The sequence below is a fragment of the Rhodococcus sp. 320_ES genome (assembly GCF_059691855.1).
Genome location: NZ_JCAWAG010000003.1, coordinates 105915 through 125975, shown reverse-complemented (window position 1 = coordinate 125975; position 20061 = coordinate 105915). Strand labels below are relative to the sequence as shown.

General features: G+C 65.2%; 13 protein-coding genes, 1 tRNA gene and 1 pseudogene. 10 read left to right on the top strand and 5 right to left on the bottom strand.

Annotated features, from left to right (window positions below; genetic code table 11):
- Both AC59JP_RS11200 and AC59JP_RS11195 read left to right on the top strand, forming a co-directional pair.
- Complete coding sequence (locus AC59JP_RS11200) at positions 1-600, top strand: histidine phosphatase family protein (protein WP_497325855.1); 600 nt, start codon at positions 1-3, stop codon at positions 598-600.
- A 145-nt stretch (positions 601-745) separates the two neighbouring features.
- On the top strand, positions 746-2305 hold the full coding sequence (locus tag AC59JP_RS11195) for a phage infection protein (protein WP_497325854.1): 1560 nt from the start codon (positions 746-748) through the stop codon (positions 2303-2305).
- An 85-nt stretch (positions 2306-2390) separates the two neighbouring features.
- Here AC59JP_RS11195 and AC59JP_RS11190 read toward each other — a convergent pair whose 3' ends face one another.
- Complete coding sequence (locus AC59JP_RS11190) at positions 2391-2681, bottom strand: putative quinol monooxygenase (RefSeq protein WP_497325853.1); 291 nt, start codon at positions 2679-2681, stop codon at positions 2391-2393.
- Positions 2682-2771: 90 nt separating this feature from the next.
- Here AC59JP_RS11190 and AC59JP_RS11185 point away from each other — a divergent pair, with 90 nt between their 5' ends.
- Positions 2772-4301 (top strand): MFS transporter, encoded by a 1530-nt coding sequence (locus tag AC59JP_RS11185; protein WP_497325852.1) that lies wholly within the window; start codon positions 2772-2774, stop codon positions 4299-4301.
- Here AC59JP_RS11185 and AC59JP_RS11180 read toward each other — a convergent pair.
- On the bottom strand, positions 4280-5203 hold the full coding sequence (locus AC59JP_RS11180; protein WP_497325851.1) for a cutinase family protein: 924 nt from the start codon (positions 5201-5203) through the stop codon (positions 4280-4282). The genes AC59JP_RS11185 and AC59JP_RS11180 overlap by 22 nt on opposite strands.
- A gap of 301 nt (positions 5204-5504) precedes the next feature.
- Between AC59JP_RS11180 and AC59JP_RS11175 the strand changes: the two genes are divergently transcribed.
- The 6 genes from AC59JP_RS11175 to opgC are packed head-to-tail and all read left to right on the top strand — an operon-like array spanning position 5505 to position 13036.
- Positions 5505-6518, top strand: coding sequence for a glycoside hydrolase family 26 protein (locus AC59JP_RS11175; protein WP_497325850.1), 1014 nt, complete (start codon positions 5505-5507; stop codon positions 6516-6518).
- A complete protein-coding gene (locus AC59JP_RS11170; protein WP_497325849.1) occupies positions 6515-7765 on the top strand; it encodes a PP2C family protein-serine/threonine phosphatase in 1251 nt (416 codons plus the stop codon). Before AC59JP_RS11175 ends, AC59JP_RS11170 begins: the two co-directional genes overlap by 4 nt.
- Before the next feature lie 4 nt (positions 7766-7769).
- On the top strand, positions 7770-9794 hold the full coding sequence (locus tag AC59JP_RS11165; RefSeq protein WP_497325848.1) for a glycosyltransferase: 2025 nt from the start codon (positions 7770-7772) through the stop codon (positions 9792-9794).
- On the top strand, positions 9791-10129 hold the full coding sequence (locus AC59JP_RS11160) for an STAS domain-containing protein (RefSeq protein ID WP_497325847.1): 339 nt from the start codon (positions 9791-9793) through the stop codon (positions 10127-10129). Before AC59JP_RS11165 ends, AC59JP_RS11160 begins: the two co-directional genes overlap by 4 nt.
- The gene (locus AC59JP_RS11155; protein ID WP_497325846.1) at positions 10119-10541 is read left to right on the top strand and encodes an ATP-binding protein; all 423 of its coding nucleotides are present in this window, start codon (positions 10119-10121) and stop codon (positions 10539-10541) included. Before AC59JP_RS11160 ends, AC59JP_RS11155 begins: the two co-directional genes overlap by 11 nt.
- A 53-nt stretch (positions 10542-10594) precedes the next feature.
- Positions 10595-13036, top strand: a complete 2442-nt coding sequence (gene opgC / locus AC59JP_RS11150) for an OpgC domain-containing protein (RefSeq protein WP_497325845.1) — start codon at positions 10595-10597, stop codon at positions 13034-13036.
- A 55-nt stretch (positions 13037-13091) separates the two neighbouring features.
- Here opgC and AC59JP_RS11145 read toward each other — a convergent pair whose 3' ends face one another.
- From AC59JP_RS11145 to AC59JP_RS11135, 3 genes are all read right to left on the bottom strand, one after another.
- Complete coding sequence (locus tag AC59JP_RS11145) at positions 13092-14558, bottom strand: glutamate synthase subunit beta (protein ID WP_497325844.1); 1467 nt, start codon at positions 14556-14558, stop codon at positions 13092-13094.
- Positions 14551-19149: a glutamate synthase large subunit gene (gene gltB, locus AC59JP_RS11140; protein WP_497325843.1), complete on the bottom strand. Its 4599-nt coding sequence runs from the start codon at positions 19147-19149 to the stop codon at positions 14551-14553. The genes AC59JP_RS11145 and gltB overlap by 8 nt, the downstream gene beginning before the upstream one ends.
- 323 nt (positions 19150-19472) lie before the next feature.
- Positions 19473-19555 (bottom strand) — tRNA-Leu (locus AC59JP_RS11135).
- A 158-nt stretch (positions 19556-19713) separates the two neighbouring features.
- On the opposite strand from AC59JP_RS11135, the pseudogene AC59JP_RS11130 reads away from it, so the two are divergent.
- Positions 19714-20049, top strand: a pseudogene (locus AC59JP_RS11130) (DUF3662 domain-containing protein); the annotation flags it as partial.
- Positions 20050-20061: the final 12 nt, after the last annotated feature.

Genomic DNA, 20061 nt, shown 5'->3' with positions numbered 1-20061 from the left:
GTGCAACTACTGCTGATCAGACACGCACTTCCGGTTCGATCGACCGAGGACGCCGACCCCGAGCTCGAAGATCTGGGCCACGAGCAGGCGCGACGCATCCCGTCGGGCCTTGCCGCGTTCCGCATCGCTCGCGTGGTGAGCAGCCCGCAGAAGCGGGCGGTACAGACCGCCGAGCCGCTGTCGACGTCGGTGTCCCTCCCGGTGGACATCGTGAACGGGCTCGCCGAGTACGACCGCGACTTCCCCGGATACATGACCATCGAAGAAGCTCGGACGGCTCTGCCGGCGGAGTTCGAACGGATCAAGGCCGGTCACCTGCCCGCCGCCGTCGACGCCGACGCGTTCCGGTCCCGCGTTCTAGGCGCCGTGGCTGACCTCGCGTCGACGTCCGATCACGACGACACGGTCGCGGCGTTCGCCCACGGCGGCGTGATCAACGTCGTACTGGAAGACATCCTGCACACCGAGCGGCCACTGACGTTCCCCATCGACTACGGCTCGATCACCCGCATTCTCTTCTCCCGCAGCGGAAGACGTACGGTCGCCGCGGTGAACGAGACGCAGCACGTGTGGGACCTGCTCCCTCGGAACCGTCCCTAGGTCCGCAGGCTCTGAAAAGATCCACAGTGCTTTCCGAAAGATCCACAGTGCCCTCTTAAAGAGCCTGGTGGGCGGCCTTTATGACGAACAACGCCCTGACAGGGTGCATTTTGCCCATCCGTCACAGGTTAGCCTTGGCCTCATTATGGCCACTTCGTCTGCTCACGGCTCGTCGCCGCGCCCCGGTATCGTCGCGCGGCCGATCGTCGCCGCCCTCCTGATCGTCCTCCCGCTCTTCGTCGCAGGCATCTACGCGCTGGTGAGCGGAAACGGTGTGTCGACGACCTCGTCGGCCGGTTCCTCGGAGACGACCACGTCCCCCGGCGAGGGGCAGAGCACCACCCCCGCCTCCGCGGACCCGTTGGCCAAGACGAGAACCGCCCTGACCAGCGCGTCGCTGCCTCTCACCTTGCTCTCGAGCGGGTTGACGCAGCTCACCGACGCCGCACCTCAGCTCACGGGCGGCGTCACCCAGCTCTCCGACGGGCTCGGACAGGCACGGACCGGTTCGGTGCAGCTCGCCGACGGCGCCGGTCAGCTCGACGCCGGTTTCGGCCAGTTGCGCGGAGGCATCACCCAGCTCGGCGACGGCGCTCAGCAGATCAGCGGCGGTGTCGATCAGGTGACGACCCCGCTGCTCGCCATCGGTGACAAGCAGGCGCAGGTCACCGCCGCGATCGCCGACGTGGCCAACAAGATCGAGAGCGTCAACAACCCCATCACGACCGACGCGGCCAACCAGCTTCGCGGACTCATCGACACTCTGAACACTCAGGGCGTCGGACCCAGCACCGTCAGTCAGTTGAACCAGCTTCGTGACGGCGCGAAGCTGCTCGCGTTCCAGCTCGCCGACTCCTCCAGCGACTTCAACACCGGCGTCTCGCAGCTCGCCGACGGCGCGTCACAGCTCGCGACCGGAAACGCGCAGCTGCGCGACGGCATCGTCCAGCTCGACGACGGCGGCAAGCAGCTCAAGGCCGGCACCGACCAGATCGGCACCGCGGTGACCCCGATCAACGGAGTCATCTCCAGCCTGCAGACCAACGTCAAGACCGCGACGGATTCGCTCCCCGCCGCGTCCGCCACCTCGGCGGCGACCACGACGACCGCCGACGGCCAGACGCAGACCACGCTCGTGGTCGGCAGCGGCGACACCGGATCCCAGAACTACCTACTCGCGGCGCTGATCGCCGTCGGTGCGGTGGCGGGGGTCAGCCTGCTGCGGCTCCTGACCCGCGGTGGCCACCTCGCTCGTCTGGCTCCCGTCGTCGCGGTGCTCACCTTGACCGCCGCCGCGTCGATCGCCTACGTGTACGTCGGCACCGACCTCGGATTCGGCGGCATCGTCGGCGGAATCGCGTTCCTGCTGCTCTCTGCCGCAGCCTTCCTCGCGGCCGCCGGCGCGATCCAGGTGCTGTTCGGCCGCGCGGTGGGTCAGTCGGTGAACCTCGTGCTGCTATTGGTGCAGCTGGTGGTGTGCGGCGCCGCCTTCGTCGGATCGCCGGACAGTTCCGTGTTCGGCAAGGCCGCGTCGTTCACCCCGCTGGGGTGGGTGAGCACCGGGCTGGACCGCATCACGTCCGGTTCCATCGGCGGCACGGGCTTGCTGGCAGTGATCGTGATGGTGGCGATGCTCGGCCTGTCCGGCCTGGTCTACGCCGTGGTCAATCGGTCCGGCGAGCCGCGGGACGTCGAGTACGCGTAGCCGATCCCCCAACGCTGGTGATCACGGCGAAAATGTTCGCTTCCTCGCGAAAACCGAACAATTCGACCGTGATCACCGCGGGGAATTACTGCACCGGCTTCAACGGATGAATCGCGATCTCACCGAGATGCTCACCGGCGGTGGACATGGCCTCCTGAATCGCGGGCGCCGTCATGTGAGCGTCGAGGTCCTCTTGCGACTTCCAGGTCTCGATGGTGACGAAAGTGCCCGGCGCTGCCTGGGATTCGTAGAGAACGTAGGAGACGCATCCCGGCTCGTCGACGGTGGCGGCGGCGAGCTTCGACAGCGCCGCGGCAACCTCCTTCTCGAACCCGGGCTTGGCCGGGATGGTCGCGACGACGTTCAGATCAGGCATGGTTTTCGTTCCCCTCTGCAAGTGAAATAGGCTCGGGGACGAACCTACGCGACGTACCGTCGCAGTCACCGAGAAACGAGGCATCCCCGCATGGCGTCCGCGCAGTCGACCGGTGCCGTCACTCGCGCGACGCGTCGGGAGTGGATCGGGCTCTCCGTTCTGGTTCTGCCCATCGTGTTGGTCTCGATGGACATCTCGGTCCTGTATCTGGCGTTGCCCTCCATCGCGGACGACCTCAATCCGTCCAGCTCGCAACAGCTCTGGATTCTGGACATCTACAGCTTCATTCTCGCGGGACTGTTGGTCACGATGGGATCGCTCGGCGACCGGATCGGAACCCGTCGCCTGCTGATGATCGGGTCGGCGATCTTCGGACTCGCGTCCGTGGCGGCAGCCTTCTCCCATACTCCCGAGGTGTTGATCGCGTCGCGCGTGCTGCTGGGAATCGGCGGCGCCACCCTCGCTCCGTCGACCCTTGCCCTGCTGCGGATCATGTTCGTCGACCCGGTTCAGCGCGGCGCAGCCGTCGGAGTGTGGACGGCCGGGTTCTCCGGCGGCGCAGCTCTCGGACCGGTCATCGGCGGGGTGCTGCTCGAGTTCTTCTGGTGGGGTTCGGTGTTTCTCATCAACATCCCGATCATGGTGGTGCTGTTGATCTTTGCCCCGATCGTGCTGCCGGAATCGAAGAATCCGCATCCGGGCCGCTTCGATCCGGTGAGCGTGATCTTCTCCATCGCCGCGATGTTGTCGATCGTGTACGCCGTCAAGCACGCCGCGCAGGAAGGCGTCGACCTGCAGGCGCTCGTCGTCCTCGCGGTCGGCCTGGTGATCGGAGCGCTGTTCGTCCGCCGTCAGCGGCGCACCACCACGCCGATCATCGACTTCACCCTCTTCCGTGTGCCCGCCTTCTCCGTCGCGGTCCTCGTCATCCTGGTGTCGGTGTTCGTGATCAGCGGCTTCAATCTGGCTCTGTCGCAATACCTTCAGCTGGTCAAGAGGCTCGGTCCACTGGAGGCGGGGTTGTGGTCGCTGATTCCCGCGGTGGTGACGACCGTGGCCTCGGTGTCGGCGCCGCTGATCATGAAAAGGCGCAGCCCGGCCGTGATCCTGGTGGTCGCCTTGGCCGTGATGGGTCTGGGCAGCGCCGTGGTCGCCCTCGTTGCCGTGCCCGGAGACACCGGCTCCGGGTCGACACTCGCCGTCCTGCTGGTCGGTATGGCTGTCGCCGCACTCGGGGTGGGGACCGGCACCACCCTCGGCTCGGACCGAGTGCTCGCGACCGCCGCACCGGAGAAGGCCGGCGCCGCGGGTTCGGTGTCCGAGACCGGCGCGGAGATCGGCGGCGCACTGGGCATCGCGCTGCTCGGATCCATCAGTGCCGCAACGTATCGCATCGCCATGGGCGACGAGGGAACCGTCGACAACACACTGTCCGGAGCGCTCGCCACCGCCCGCTCGCTACCGGCCGACGAGGCGGCCCGCCTGGCCGATCGCGCCCGCGAGGCCTACGTCGACGGCATCGTCGCCGCGGCCGGCTCCACGGTCCTCATCATGGTGGCGGCGGCGGTCACCGCGGTGGTGCTGTTCCGCCGCAGCCCTCAGGCCGCGGCGCGCAAGTAGTTCGCCAGCCAGGACGTGGCCGTGGCCCCGTTCGGGTCGACTCGGTAGTTGCGGTAGTCGGTGTGCACCTGCGACCGGTAGAACGTCTGAATCTGCTTTACCCGGTCCTCGTTGGCCTGGTCCGTCAGCTGACCGGCCAAGGCGGGCAGACCGCCGGCGGCCGAGAGGTCACCGAGGAGCGCCTGCGCTTCGGACACGTACTTCCCCGCCGTGGCCGGCGTCGGATCGGACGACACGGCCAGGAATCCGGCGAGCCGCGCGACGAAATCCTCCCGCGGAGTGGAGCAGTACAGGTCGCCCACCGCGCAGAACGTCCGCGTGACCGCACTGACGTAACCGAACCCGCCGATGCGCGGGCCACCGACGCCGGAGCCGACGACCTTCGGTCCGACCAACGCGTCGGTGTCCGACCGCTTCGGATCCGAGATCAGGCCGACCGCAGCGATCTTGTCCGCAGGCACGATGCCGGCGCCCGTTCCGATGGACGCGGCAAGGTCACCGGCGGCGTCGGCTCCCTGGCTGTATCCGATGACGCCGAAGCGGGTTCCGGGGCAAGCGTCGGCCTTGGCCTTCAACATGCCACCGGCGTTGGCGACGGCCTGCGCCTCGGACGCCCCGTACGCCTCGCCCTCCCAGGGGAAGGCGGTGGCGGGGTAGGTGACGTAGTCCGTCTCGATGTTTCCACCGTCGATCGCGTCGGTGACCGCGGTCAGCATGCCGGGCTTCGGAGCTTCACCGATTCCGGTTTCCCAGGTTCCGGGGATCGCGACGACGTACAGCGCCGGGCACGACCCGGGGTCAGCTTGCGCGACGCCGGTCGCCGCCACCGCAGTGGTCGCCGTGGCAGCGATCACGACGGCTACCGCACCGATCGCCGAGGTCAGGGATGCTCGTCCAAACATGGCCGAAATGATGGCACCGCCATATGAATGCGGCGTTAACGGTCCCCGGGACCGGGCGCCCGGGGCACCCGTAGCCACGAGCCCTCGAATGGCTCGTCGGACGATGCGATGACACACGGTTTCACACCCGTCGGCAGCAAACCCGATACGATCGGTCGGTAATGGCTAGCCCAAAAGTGTTGCGGGGAAACAACACTGAAACTCGTCGACAAACATATCTCGTGGTTTGTTTATTTCCCCGAGGCAGTACGCCGGCGTCTTTCGAGCAGCTTCACAAGACACTCGAGATTGGTATGCGGCGGTGAAAAAAGGACAGGCGGCCATTGCCGGAGCGTTGGTTGCTCTGTCCTGCACGTACGTCACTGCGGCGGTCGGATGTGGGGGTACGGCTACCGACGTGGCTGCTCCGACGAGTTTCGGCACCACCACCTCGGTCGACTCCGAAACTCCCCAGCAGAACTCCCTGAGGTTCGGCGTCAGTACGCCCGGCGGCGCCACGGCAACGCAGCAGTTCGAGCAAGTCACCGCCGCAGCCGGCCAGGCCCCGACCCTCGTGCTGTCCTACGCGGATTTCACCACCGAGCCGCCGATCGCCGGACTCGACGCGGTATCCGAGGCGGGCGCCGATCCGCTGCTGACGTGGGAGCCCTGGAAATGGGAACAGGGAGCGCAATTCGACAGCGCCCGGTTCGCGATGCCCACCTTCGTGCGCGGAGACCACGATCCGTACATCGCTCGCTGGGCAGAACAATTGCGCGACTGGAACAAGACCGTCTACCTGCGGTTCGCTCACGAACAGAACGGCACCTGGTACCCGTGGTCCACCGCCCGCGGCACCGACCCGGCAACGTACGTGGCGGCATGGAAGCACGTCCACGACATCTTCCGAGCGGCCGGCGCCACGAACGTGAAGTGGGTGTGGTCGCCCAACGTCTCCTTCGAGGGCAGTACCCCCATGTCGCAGACGTACCCGGGTTCGGACTTCGTGGATGTGGTCGGTCTCGACGGATACAACTGGGGAACCTCCGCGCCCGACACCAAGTGGACCCCGCCGGCGGAATTGTTCGGGCCGAGCCTGAACGAGGTGCGGGCGATCGCCCCTGCCAAACCCATCGTCATCGCCGAAGTCGGCAGCACCGATCAGGGCGGTTCCAAACCGGACTGGATTCGTGACCTCATCGCGTTCCTCGACGCGCAACCCGATGTCACCGCATTCGTGTGGTTCGACCATGACAAGGAAGCCGACTGGCGCTTCACCAGCACCCCCGATTCGGCGGCCGCATTCGCGGAAGCTCTAGGAAGGACATACCGATGACGACCTTGTCGGATACCCGCGCCCAGATCCCGGACGACGACGCCGAACACGCTCGTCAGCATTCGTTGGACCAGCTGGCGCTGGTCGACACCAAGGGCGAAGAACGGTTCGATCAGATCACCCGTTTGGCCCGCCGCGTGTTCCGTGTCCCCATTTCGACGGTATCGCTGCTGGACAACGACCGTCTGTGGTTCAAGGCAGTCAACGGATTCGATGTGCGGGAGATGCCTCGCGTCGACACGTTCTGTCACCGCGCCGTCGAGGAGGTCAAAGGCGGTCGCGACGACTTGTTGGTGGTCTCGGAGAACACGACAACGGATCCGATCTTCGCGAGCCTCCCCCTGGCGCAGGACGGTTCCATACGCTTCTACGCGGGCTACCCGCTGTTCGGACCCGGCGGCTACGCCGTCGGCATCTTCTGTATCTACGACAGTGTTCCGCGCACGTTCGACGCCGAACAGCGGGCAGCGTTGATCGAGATGGCCCAGTGGGCGCAGCGCGAGCTGACGAGCGGCGACGACCTGCAGCGCGCAGCACAGGTGCAGCGGCAGCTTCTTCCCGAGACGGCGCCGGTCGTCGACGGGTACGAGGTGGACGGCGTCTGCTCTCCTGCGTTCCAGGTCGGAGGCGACTTCTACGACCTGTATCCCGTCCCGGGCGGAATGATGCTGACGGTCGCCGACGTCATGGGCAAGGGCACCGCGGCGGCCATCATCACCGCATCGGTTCGGGCCGTTCTGCGTGGCATCTCGAGGACCGTCGCGTCGACCGGTTTCGGTGACCTGGATCTGGGACGGTCGATGGTTCTGGCCAGTACCCTGCTGCACGACGATCTGGAGCAGACGAGTTCCTTCGTCACGGCCTTTCATGCGCGACTCGAGGCGTCCACCGGCGTGCTCGATTACGCCGATGCAGGCCACGGATTGACCGCAATCCTGCGGTCCGATTCGACTGTCGAATGGCTGCCGTCCGACGACTTGCCCATCGGAGTGCTGGCCGCATCGAAGTGGAAACCGCGTAGTGCAGTCCTTGCCGAGGGCGAGACGGTGCTGTCGTTCTCCGACGGACTCCTCGAAGTGTTCGGTCCGTCCGAACAGGACGCGATACGCCAGATCGAAGTCCTGTTGCGCACACATCCGCGCACCGCGGACCTCATCGACACCATCCATCACCTCGCCCGGTCCACCGAGGCACTCGACGACGTCACGGCGGTAGCTCTGCGCCGACTCGGATCCGCGGACCGATAGGCCGATGAAGGTATTCGGACTGCGTTTGCTGGTTCTGTCGACCGCTGCGCTGGGCATCAACTACATCGTGTGGCGGTGGCTGTTCTCCGTCAATTGGCCCGCATGGTGGATCGCCGTACCGCTCGTGATCGCCGAGACGTACAGCCTCGTCGACTCGTTGCTCTTCGGACTGACGATGTGGCGTCTGAAGAAGCGTCCGCCGCCACCGAGTCCTCCCGACGGGGCCACGGTGGACGTCTTCATCACCACGTACAACGAACCTGCGGACATGGTGATCGCCACCGCCATCGCGGCCGCAGAGATCACCTACCCGCACAACACCTGGATTCTCGACGACGGTAATCGCGACGAAATGCGCACTGCTGCCGAAGAACTGGGGATCGGCTACATCACGCGGTCCATCGAATGGGTCGACAAGCCGCGGCACGCCAAGGCAGGCAACCTGAACAACGCCCTGCTGGTCACCGAGGGCGAGTTCCTGTTGATTCTCGATGCCGATCAAGTGCCGGAGCCGGACATTCTCGACAAGACCCTCGGTTATTTCGCCGACGAGTCGATGGCACTGGTGCAGACGCCGCAGTTCTTCGTCAACGTCACGCCGTCCGATCCACTCGGCAGCCAGGCACCGCTCTTCTACGGTCCGATCCAGCAGGGCAAGGACGGCTGGAATTCGGCGTTCTTCTGCGGGTCCAACGCGGTGCTGCGTCGCGAGGCGCTGATGCAGCTGGGCGTCTCGGGGTACGTGAGTGAAGTAGAGATCAAAGTGCACCGAACGTTGCGATCCGCCGTTGCCGTGGTCGATGCTGCGCGCGCCGAAGTGGACGACAGCCAGCCCGAACTCGCTGCCGCACTGGACTATGTGCGTTTCGCGTGTCGGCAAGCGCGCGCGGAGTTGCGACGAGGTCGCTCGCTGTCCGAGGTCACGTACGAATTCCAGAAACGCGTCGACGCGGCCACCGAACAGCTGGTGCAGGCAGACGCGAAGATGATGGCGGCAGATCTCGCAGCCATCGACGCACTGAACAGCGAGATACGCAGCGAGGAGGCGGGTCTCGCCGCGATGGCTCCGAATGCCCTGGCATTCATGGTCGATCGGTCGTGGTCTCCGCTCGGGGCACTCGAGTCCATTGCCGCGATGATTCGGTCGATCGACACGAGCAACGACGACGAAGCCATTCCGTTGATGCCGCTCGCCACCATCTCCGTCACCGAAGACATGGCAACGTGCATGCGGTTGCACAGCATGGGGTGGAAGTCCGCGTACCACCACGAGGTGCTGGCGTACGGCTTGGCGCCCGAAGACATCGGCACGATGCTCACTCAGAGACTTCGCTGGGCGCAGGGAACCATTCAGGTGATGCTTCGGGAGAACCCCCTCACGAAGAAGGGTCTGAACCTCGCACAGAAGCTCATGTACTGGTCCACCATGTGGAGCTACCTGTCGGGTTTCGTCGCGGTCGTCTACGTGGCCGCCCCCGTCATCTACATGACCATCGGGGTTCAGCCGGTGTCGGCCTACAGCGTCGACTTCTTCGTTCGGCTCGTGCCGTTCCTGTTGGTGAATCAGTTGTTGTTCTTCGTCGTTGGAAGAGGAAGTTCCACCTGGCGCGGTCAGCAATACAGCCTTGCCCTCTTCCCCGTGTGGATCAAGGCCTGCACCTCGGCGTTCCGCAACGTCTATCTGGGCCAGTCCCTGACGTTTGCCGTCACACCGAAAACCCGGCAGGGCGACTCCGATACGCCGTGGCATCTGGTCAAACCTCAATTGATCGTCATGGCAGCACTCGTCATCGCCTCCTGCATCGGCGTCCTTCGGCTGACGCTGGGGCAGGCGTCGGTGCTCGGCGTCTCGGTCAACCTGTTCTGGCTGCTGTTCGACCTCGTGATCTTCAGCGTCGTGATTCAGGCCGTCCGGTATCGCGGGCCTGGCGACAAGGGCGTGGGAACCGCTGTGCCGCGGGTCATCTCGGACACCGGGCAGGGCCGACACCATGGAAACAGAACCGAACAGAACGGAGCTCAGCTGTGATCCAATTCGACACCGAGACGACAGAGGGCGGAGTCGGCATCATTCGTGTGAACGGTCGCCTCAACATGGTCGCGGCCCCGAGGCTGCGCAATGTCGTGACGGAGATGGTGGCCGGTGGTGTGAACCGCATCGTGGTCGATCTGGCGGAGGCGAGCTTCGTCGATTCGTCCGGTCTCGGTGCATTGATATCCGGACTGAAGACCGCGCGGCAGGCGGGCGGTGATCTACGCATCGCCCGGCCCACCGAGCAGATCGAGTCGGTACTTGCACTGACCAACCTCAATCGTGTTCTGCAAGCCGGTAACTCGGTGGAGGGTGCCTTCAGTGGAGCTTGACGGGGGTGGGTCGGCGGACGAAACCATTCGGATCGTTGCGCAGCCCGAGAACCTCGACTCGGTGCACGATCTGTTGGAGAGGCTGTGGGCCGACGACGACTTGCCCGCCACCCGCCGCATGCAGTTCGAACTGGCGGTGGCCGAGGTGGCGTCGAACATCATCGAGCACGCCTCCAGCGGTGAACGCGTGATGCTGATTCTCCGCGTGCGGGGACTACCGGATCGGGTGGAAGCCATCTTCGAGGACGACGGCCGAGCTGCCGATGTCGACTTGACCGACGTGTCGCTACCGGACGACATGTCCGAGCGCGGTCGAGGATTGAGCATTGCGCAGGCGTCGGTGGACACGTTGGTCTACGAGCGCGAGGACTCGGTGAATCGCTGGTACCTCGTGCTGAACCGAACGCACTGACGGTGCCGCTCTCACGGTGGGCATCAGGTGCCCGAGTCGCGTCGATACTGACTGTGGTCGCTGTTCTCTTCGTATCGCTGTCGGGAATGGCGGCGGCGCAGTCGATCCGCGGAATCGAGCCACCGGCGTCGCCCCGATTCGGGCCGGTGCTCGACTGGACCGACGACGGGGCGCAGGCATACTCGAATCGTCTGGGCGTCACACCCTCGGTATACGCACAGTCCGTGCGTTATCCCCTGAACGAAGACGACGCCCTGTATCTTCGCCAATTCGTCGAACAGGCAGCGCAATTCGGTAGCCAAGCCGTCTTGACCTTGGAACCACAGAAGCCGCTCGCCGAACTGACCTCGTCCGACGCCGACGCGCTCGCACGACAGCTCGCCGATCTGCGCGAGAATCTTGGCACAGATTTCTACGTTCGGTTCGCGCCCGAGATGAACGGCACATGGTATTCCTGGGGACAACAACCGGCAGAGTATGTTTCGGCGTTTCGCCTCGTCGCCGACGCGGTGCACTCGGCCGTTCCCACCGCGTCGATGCTGTGGGCACCCGCCTACGGCGCCGGCTATCCGTTCAGCGAGGCGCGCGGTGCAGTGGACGGTTCCGGGCCGCGGACCAGCGCACTGTTGGACACCGACGGTGACGGCACCATCGACGCCACCGACGACCCCTATGCCCCGTACTACCCGGGCGACGGCGTCGTCGACTGGGTCGGTTTGACGCTCTACCACTGGGGAAACCTCGACTCGTTCGGGACCAATGCCGTGCCCGAACCCGGTAAGTTCGCAGCCGAGCTGGACGGCACCTACGGCTATCCGACTGCCTCCGGCGACGGGCGAAACTTCTACCGGGACTACGTCGATGGCCGCGGTAAACCGATGGCGGTCGAGACCGCCGCGTTCTATCAACAGGGCGCGCCCGGAGACGAGAACCAACTCGCCATCAAGCAGGCGTGGTGGGACCAGGTGTTCGGAACGGCAACGCGCGCCGCCTATCCCGGTATCGGACTCGTCACCTGGCTCGAAGTGCAACGCGCGGAGGACGAAGTCGACGGTGCCGTCGTCGACTGGCGGGCAACGGCAGATCCTACGATCGCTGCCGCGTTGCGGGCGGATCTGGCCGCGGACGGCGTCGCAACCGGACCGGTGACTCGGGTCAACGACCCGCAGGCAGGTGTCGCCGCGTCGAAACAGATATACGAAGCAGACCCGGGCAGCAACGACCAGATGGGGTGGATCGTGCTGTCGGTCGCGATCGCGGCGCTGCTCGCTCTGGCATCGTTCGTCGTCGGAAAACTTGTTCCCAGCTGGCGCTACCCGAACGAAATGGACCCTCGCGACCTGCGCATCGACTGGTTACGCGGTTGGATCATGTGCTCGGTGGTGGTGCTGCACATCGAACTCGCGGGCGGACTGAACTTCATCTCGCGCAACCTCGTAGGAGCGATCACCGGCGCCGAACTCTTCGTCGGCCTGTCCGGGGTGGTGATGGGAATGGTGTATTCGGGGGCGATGCGCAAACTCGGGTGGCTCCCGGTCTCCAAAACCATTGTGCGACGGGCAGTTCGGCTCTATTTCACCGCCCTGTTCGTGGTCGTCTCGGTGTACGTTCTCTCGAAGGTCCCCGGACTGAACGGATCGGTCCTGACCACCTTCACCGACCGCGGAACCGGCGAAGGCGGCGAAGGGGCGGCCGGCACCGTGTACGACCTGTACCCGAACGCGAATCTACTGTTCGGCTATCCGCCTCCGTGGTTCGCCGTCCGCGACCTGTTGACCCTCCGCATGGGGCCGTGGGTCTTCAACATCATGGGCCTGTTCGTCGTTCTGTCGCTGCTGGTCCCGATCTTGCTGTGGCTGCTGCGCCGAAAGTTGGTGCTGCCGTTGCTCGCGCTCAGTACCGCCGTGTACGTCGTGGACACCATTCATCCGATGACGCTTTTCCCGTCGCAGTTCGAGGACTCGTTCCCGCTGCTCACGTGGCAGATAATTTTCGTGTACTGCATCGCGATCGGGTACTACCGCCGTCGACTGATCGACTGGGGATCGACACTCGTCGGCAAGGTGGTGATTGCGGTGGCAATCGGTGTCTACGCCGGCGGTCTTACCCTGCTGTGGGCCGCGAACAGGTACGGATTCTCGATACCGATGGTCTCGCCGAGCTTCTACGGCGGGCTGTACGACTCGATGTACACCCGAGTGTTCATGCAGCCCGGTCGATTGTTCGACCTTCTACTGGTCATCGTCGTCGGTCACATCTTCTTGACGTCGTTCTGGAAACCGATGAACAAAGCGCTCGGCTGGCTCTACGTTCCGCTGGGTCAAGCCAGCCTGTACGTCTTCATCATGCACGTGTACTTCGTCTTTGCCGTCGGCAACATTCCGGGCCTGGACAGGTTCAACTTCTGGATCGGAACTGCCATCCACCTCGTTGTGATCGGACTGCTCTGGGTGATGGTGAAGAAGAAGTTCCTGTTCCGATTCGTGCCGACGTAGGCACACGACAGCGGGGCCGAGCACACGATCTGCCCGGCCCCGCTGTTCGAGAGATTTACCGCTGAGGCGCCTGCGTCGGCACGATCGGCGACGGCAGCGCCGTCTTGCCTTCGAGGTACGTGTCGACGGCGGCGGCGCAGGACCGGCCCTCGGCGATGGCCCACACGATCAGCGACTGTCCGCGGCCCATGTCGCCGGCCACGAACACGCCGTCGACGTTGGTGTTCCACTCGTTCGTCCGAGTCACGTTGCCGCGCTCGTTCAGGTCGACGCCCAGGTCGGTGAGCAGACCCGGCTTCTCCGGCCCGGTGAAGCCCATGGCGAGGAGCACCAGATCGGCCTCGAGGTGGAACTCGGATCCTTCGACCTTCTCGAACTTGCCGCCCTTGAACTCGACCTCGACCGCGTCGAGGCCGGTGACCTGGCCGTCCTTACCCGTGAACCGCTCGGTGTTGACCGAGAAGACGCGCTCGCCTCCCTCTTCGTGTGCGGACGACACCCGGTACTGCAGGGGGTACGTCGGCCACGGAGTGGAGTCCGCGCGGGTCTCCGGCGGCTTGGGCATGATCTCGAACTGATGCACGCTGAGTGCGCCCTGACGGTGCGAGGTGCCGAGGCAGTCGGCTCCGGTGTCGCCGCCGCCGATGATGACGACCTTCTTGCCCTTCGCCGAGATGGGCGGCTCGCCGTTCTCGCCGAGGACGTCGTCACCGAGCTGCACGCGATTGGCCCAGGGCAGGAACTCCATCGCCTGATGGATGCCCCAGTACTCGCGTCCCTCGATGGGCAGGTCGCGCGCCTTGGTGGCACCGCCTGCGAGGAGCACCGCGTCGAACTCCTCACGCAACTCGTCCGCGGTGATGTCGACGCCGACGTTCACGCCCGCGCGGAAGACGGTGCCTTCGGCCTCCATCTGCGCGAGACGACGGTCGATGTGGCGCTTCTCCATCTTGAACTCGGGGATGCCGTACCGCAGGAGTCCACCGATCCGATCGGCGCGCTCGAACACGGTGACGGTGTGACCGGCACGCGTGAGCTGTTGCGCCGCAGCGAGACCCGCGGGGCCGGACCCGACCACGGCGACCTTCTTGCCGGTGAGGAACGTCGGGTAGACCGGCGCGACCCAGCCCTCGTCGAAGGCGCGGTCGATGATCTCGACCTCGACCTGCTTGATGGTGACGGGATCCTGGTTGATGCCCAGCACACACGACGCCTCACACGGGGCGGGGCACAACCGGCCGGTGAACTCCGGGAAGTTGTTCGTCGCGTGTAACCGATCGATGCTTTCGCGCCACCGGTCCTTGTACACCAGGTCGTTCCACTCGGGAATCAGGTTTCCGAGCGGGCAACCGTTGTGGCAGAACGGGATTCCGCAGTCCATGCACCGGCTGGCCTGCGTCCGCAGAGTGTCCTTCGAGAAGTCCTCGTAGACCTCTTTCCAGTCCATCAGACGCAGATCGACCGGTCGCCGCGACGGCAGCTCCCGAGCGGTGTTCTTCAGAAATCCCTGCGGGTCACCCACGAGCTGCCTCCATGATCGCCTCGTCGACGTCCGCACCGTTCTTCTCGGCTTCGGAGATCGCGAGCAGTACCTTCTTGTAGTCGCGCGGCATCACCTTGACGAAGTGATTGACCTGCTGCGACCAGTCACCGAGGATCGCCTCGGCCACAGTGGATCCGGTCTCGGCGTGATGACGGCCGATCGCGTCCTTGAGCCAGTTGAACTCTTCGCCCTCGAGCTCTTCGAGGTCGACGAGTTCGGTGTTCAGGTTGGCCTCGAACGTCTTCTTCGGATCGAAGACGAACGCGACGCCGCCGGACATGCCGGCACCGAAGTTGCGCCCCGTGTCTCCGAGGATGACCACCTTGCCGCCGGTCATGTACTCACACCCGTGATCACCGACGCCCTCGACGACGGCGACCGCACCGGAGTTGCGGACGCAGAACCGCTCACCCACGACGCCCCGGATGAGTGCCTCACCGCTGGTGGCGCCGAACAGGATCACGTTGCCGCCGATGATGTTCTCCTCGGCGACGAACCCCTCGGGCGCGTTCAGCGACGGACGCAGAATCAGACGGCCACCGGAGAGACCCTTGCCGACGAAGTCGTTGGCGTCGCCGTGCAGTCGCAACGTCATGCCGCGCGGCACGAACGCCCCGAAGCTGTTGCCTGCGCTGCCGGTGAAGGTGATGTCGATCGTGTTGTCCGCCAACCCTTCCGCGCCGTAGACCTTGGTGAGCTCGTGTCCGAGCATCGTGCCGACGGTGCGGTTGACGTTGGTGATCTTGGTTTCGAACGACACCGCTTCGCCCTTGTCGAGCGCGTTGCGGCTCTGAGCGATCAGCTGCTGATCGAGCGCCTTGTCGAGCGAATGATCCTGCGTACCGGTGTTGTAGAGGTTCTGGTTCATGAACGCGGACTCGACCTCGTCCAGGATCGGCGACAGATCGAGCTTCGACGCCTTCCAGTGCTCCTTCGCAGCGGTCGTGTCGAGCAGAGCGGTCTGACCGATGGCCTCGTTGAGGGTGCGGAACCCGAACTCGGCGAGGAACTCGCGCACTTCCTCCGCGATGTACATGAAGAAGTTCTCCACGAACTCGGGCTGACCGGCAAAGCGCTTGCGCAGCACCGGGTTCTGCGTGGCGACGCCCACCGGGCACGTGTCGAGGTGGCACACGCGCATCATGATGCATCCGGACACGACGAGCGGCGCCGTCGCGAACCCGAATTCCTCACCGCCGAGCAACGCGGCGACCATGACGTCGCGGCCGGTCTTGAGCTGACCGTCCACCTGCACCACGATGCGATCGCGAAGTCCGTTGAGCAGCAAAGTCTGCTGCGTCTCGGCCAGGCCGAGCTCCCACGGCGCACCGGCGTGCTTGACCGACGTGAGCGGTGTCGCGCCCGTGCCACCGTCGTGCCCGGAGATGAGCACCACGTCGGCGTGCGCCTTGGACACACCCGCCGCGACGGTCCCGACGCCCATCTCGGACACCAGCTTCACATGAATGCGAGCCGACGGGTTCGCGTTCTTCAGGTCGTGGATCAGCTGTGCGAGATCCTCGATCGAGTAGATGTCGTGGTGCGGCGGCGGCGAGATGAGGCCGACACCGGGTGTGGAGTGACGAACCTCCGCGATCCACGGGTACACCTTGTGCGCCGGAAGCTGCCCACCCTCACCGGGTTTCGCGCCCTGCGCCATCTTGATCTGGATGTCGGTGCAGTTGGTCAGGTAGTGCGACGTCACGCCGAAGCGTCCCGAGGCGACCTGCTTGATGGCCGAGCGTCGCCAGTCACCGTTCTCGTCCGGGGTGAAGCGCGAGACGTCCTCGCCGCCCTCACCCGAGTTCGACCGACCGCCGAGGCGGTTCATCGCGATCGCGAGGGTCTCGTGCGCCTCGGCCGAGATGGAACCGTAGCTCATCGCACCCGTCGAGAAACGCTTGACGATCTCCGACGCGGGCTCCACCTCGTCGATCGAAATCGCTTCGCGCCCAGCGGTCTTGAACTTGAACAGACCACGCAGCGATGCGAGACGCTCGGACTGATCGTCGACCAGCTTCGTGTACTCCTTGAACACCGAGTACTGACCGGTGCGGGTTGCGTGCTGCAGCTTGAACACGGTGTCCGGGTTGAAGAGGTGGTACTCGCCGTCGCGACGCCACTGGTACTCGCCGCCCGTCTCGAGCTCGCGGTGCGCGCGCTCCTGGCGATTGTCGAGGTACGCGATGTTGTGACGTGCGGAGACGTCGGCTGCGATCTCGTCGAGACCGATACCCCCGAGCTGCGAGCGCAGCCCACGGAAGTATTCGTCGACCACGTTCTGCGACAGGCCGATCACCTGGAACAGCTGCGCTCCGGTGTAGGACGCGAGCGTGGAGATGCCCATCTTGGACATCACCTTCAGCACGCCCTTGCCGGCGGCCTTGATGTAGTTCTTCACCGCGGCGTCGTATTCGATACCGGTGATGGATCCGCGATCGATCATGTCCTCGATCGACTCGAACGCCATGTACGGGTTGACCGCTGCGGCACCGAAGCCCACCAGCGTGGCCATGTGGTGCACCTCGCGGGCGTCACCGGCCTCGATGATCAGGCCCACCTTGGTACGCGTCTTCTCGCGGACCAGATGGTGGTGAACCGCGGAGACGAGGAGCAGCGACGGGATCGGCGCGAGCTTCTCGCTGGACTCACGGTCCGAAAGGATCACGATTCGCGCGCCGCCCGCGATGGCCGACGAGACCTGTGTCCGAATGGTTTCCAGCGCCGTGGCGAGACCTTCGCCGCCGTCGCCGACCGGGTACAGACCACGAACGACGACCGAGCGCAGTTCGGGCTGACTGTTGTCGTCGTTGATGTGCACGAGCTTGGACAGCTGATCGTTGTGCAGGATCGGCGAGGACAGCGTGATCTGCTTGCACGCGTCGGGACCGGGGTCCAGGACGTCGCCCTCGGGGCCGATGGTTCCGCCCAGGCTGGTGACGACCTCCTCGCGGATCGCGTCGAGCGGCGGGTTCGTCACCTGCGCGAACAGCTGCGAGAAGTAGTCGAAGATCAACCGCGGCCGGGTGGAGAGAATCGCCACCGGGGTGTCGGTACCCATGGATCCGATCGCCTCGGCTCCCGACTTCGCCATCGGCGCGAGGAGCACGTTCAGCTCTTCGGTGGTGTACCCGAAGATCTGCTGACGGATCAGGACCCGATCGTGCGTCATGTGCACGTGCGGGCGTTCCGGGAGATCGTCGATGTGGATCAGGCCGTCGTCGAGCCACTGCTGGTACGGGTGCTCGGCGGCCAGCTCGTCCTTGATCTCCGAGTCGGACACGATGCGGCCCTGAGCGGTGTCGACGAGGAACATCCGGCCCGGCTGCAGACGTACCTTGCGGACGATCTTCGACGGCTCGATGTCCAGTACGCCCACCTCGGACGCCATGATGACCAGGCCGTCGTCGGTGACCCACAACCGGCTGGGGCGCAACCCGTTTCGGTCCAGAACGGCGCCGATGACGGTGCCGTCGGTGAAGCAGACCGACGCCGGTCCGTCCCACGGCTCCATCAGTGCGGAGTGGTACTGGTAGAACGCCCGCCGAGCGGGGTCCATGGCGTCGTTGTGCTCCCACGCCTCCGGGATCATCATCAGAACGGCGTGCGGAAGGCTGCGCCCACCGAGGTGGAGGAACTCGAGCACCTCGTCGAAGCGCGCGGTGTCCGACGCTCCGTTGGTGCAGACGGGGAAGATCTTCTCGAGGCTGTGCTCGCCGAACACGCCGTCCTGGATCAGCGCCTCACGCGCGCGCATCCAGTTCTCGTTGCCGGTGACGGTGTTGATCTCACCGTTGTGGGCGACCCGACGGAACGGGTGCGCGAGCGGCCACGAGGGGAAGGTGTTGGTGGAGAAGCGCGAATGCACAAGTCCCAGAGCGCTTTCCATGCGCTCGTCCTGCAGGTCGAGGTAGAACTGCTTGAGCTGCGGAGTCGTCAGCATGCCCTTGTAGACGATGGTGCTCGCCGACAGCGACGGGAAGTAGACGGACTCGCGACCCGGTGCGTCCCGGCCGGGACCGTCGTGGCCGAGCTCGTGCTCGACGCGCTTGCGGACGACGAACGCGCGACGCTCGAGGTCCATACCCGACAGGGAGCGGTCCTCGGAGCCGAAGAAGAGCTGGCGGAACGTGGGCATCGCATCGCGGGCGAGAGCTCCCAGCGACGAATCGTCGGTGGCGATCTCGCGCCAGCCGTACACGGCGAGACCTTCCTCGGCCAGAATCTTCTCCACGCCGCTCACGGCAAGGGCCACCTCGGCGCGAGCCTGGGGCAGGAACGCGATGCCGGTGGCGTACGACCCTTCCGCGGGCAGCTCGAAGTCGACGACCGCGCGGTAGAACGCGTCGGGGATCTGGATGAGGATGCCGGCTCCGTCACCGGTGTTCGGCTCGGCCCCGGCCGCGCCGCGGTGTTCCAGATTGATCAGAGCGGTGATCGCCTTGTCGACGATGTCTCTACTACGCCGTCCGTGCATGTCGACGACGAACGCGACGCCGCACGAGTCGTGCTCGTTGGCGGGGTCGTAGAGGCCGCGAGCTGCTGGATAGCGGTGGCCGGGAAATTGCATGGTGCCTTGCCTTCGTCACTGGTCGAACGGTGGTCCGCGGCGGCACCGAAGAGATCGGAGACGACGCGGATCGAAGTGAATGGGGATTCGCCGTTGAATCAGCATTCGGATCTACTCGGCAGTTGCGGCAGACGATCGGTTTCCGCTTCCGTGCCGACATGGTTCGGGCAGGGCTGAAACCGGTGGGTCCACCCCGTACAGCGAAACGATAAGTCAGAAGTAGGCGATTTCCACAAATAAGGGCACGCTAACGGTGCTCGGGGCTGCGGCTCCGACAAAAAGGGCCGCGATCTCGTCGGAGATCGCGGCCTCTTTTCGAACTGTGGGCGAAGGGGGACTTGAACCCCCACGTCCCGAAGGACACTGGCACCTGAAGCCAGCGCGTCTGCCATTCCGCCACTCGCCCGAGCGACCGCACGAGGCTAGCACGGGGCCTGCGGCGGCCCGAAATCCGCGGCCCAGCGGCAGGGGAGGGCGGGCCGTTACGTATATCATGCGAGAGCAGTAGTGAGCTCGAGACACGCTCGGCTTCTATCGAGAGGGACGGGGAGGTCAGTCGTGGGAATGGTCCAGAGGTTCGAGCGGAAGCTCCAAGGAGCCGTCGGCGACGCCTTTGCCCGCGTTTTCGGCGGTGGAGTAGTGCCACAGGAAGTGGAAGCAGCTCTGCAGCAGGAAGCGACCGATCAGGTCCGGGAGCTCGACGGAGGGCATCTCCTCGCCCCCAACGCCTACGTCATCACCATCAACGAGTCCGACCACGAGAAGCTGTCGCAGGACCGCGAGCTCACCACCAAGGCCTTCTCTCGCCACCTCGACGGGTTCATCCGCGACCAGGGGTGGCAGACGTACGGGGACATCTCGGTTCGCTTCGAGGCCTCCCCCACGCTGCACACCGGACAGTTCCGCACGCGA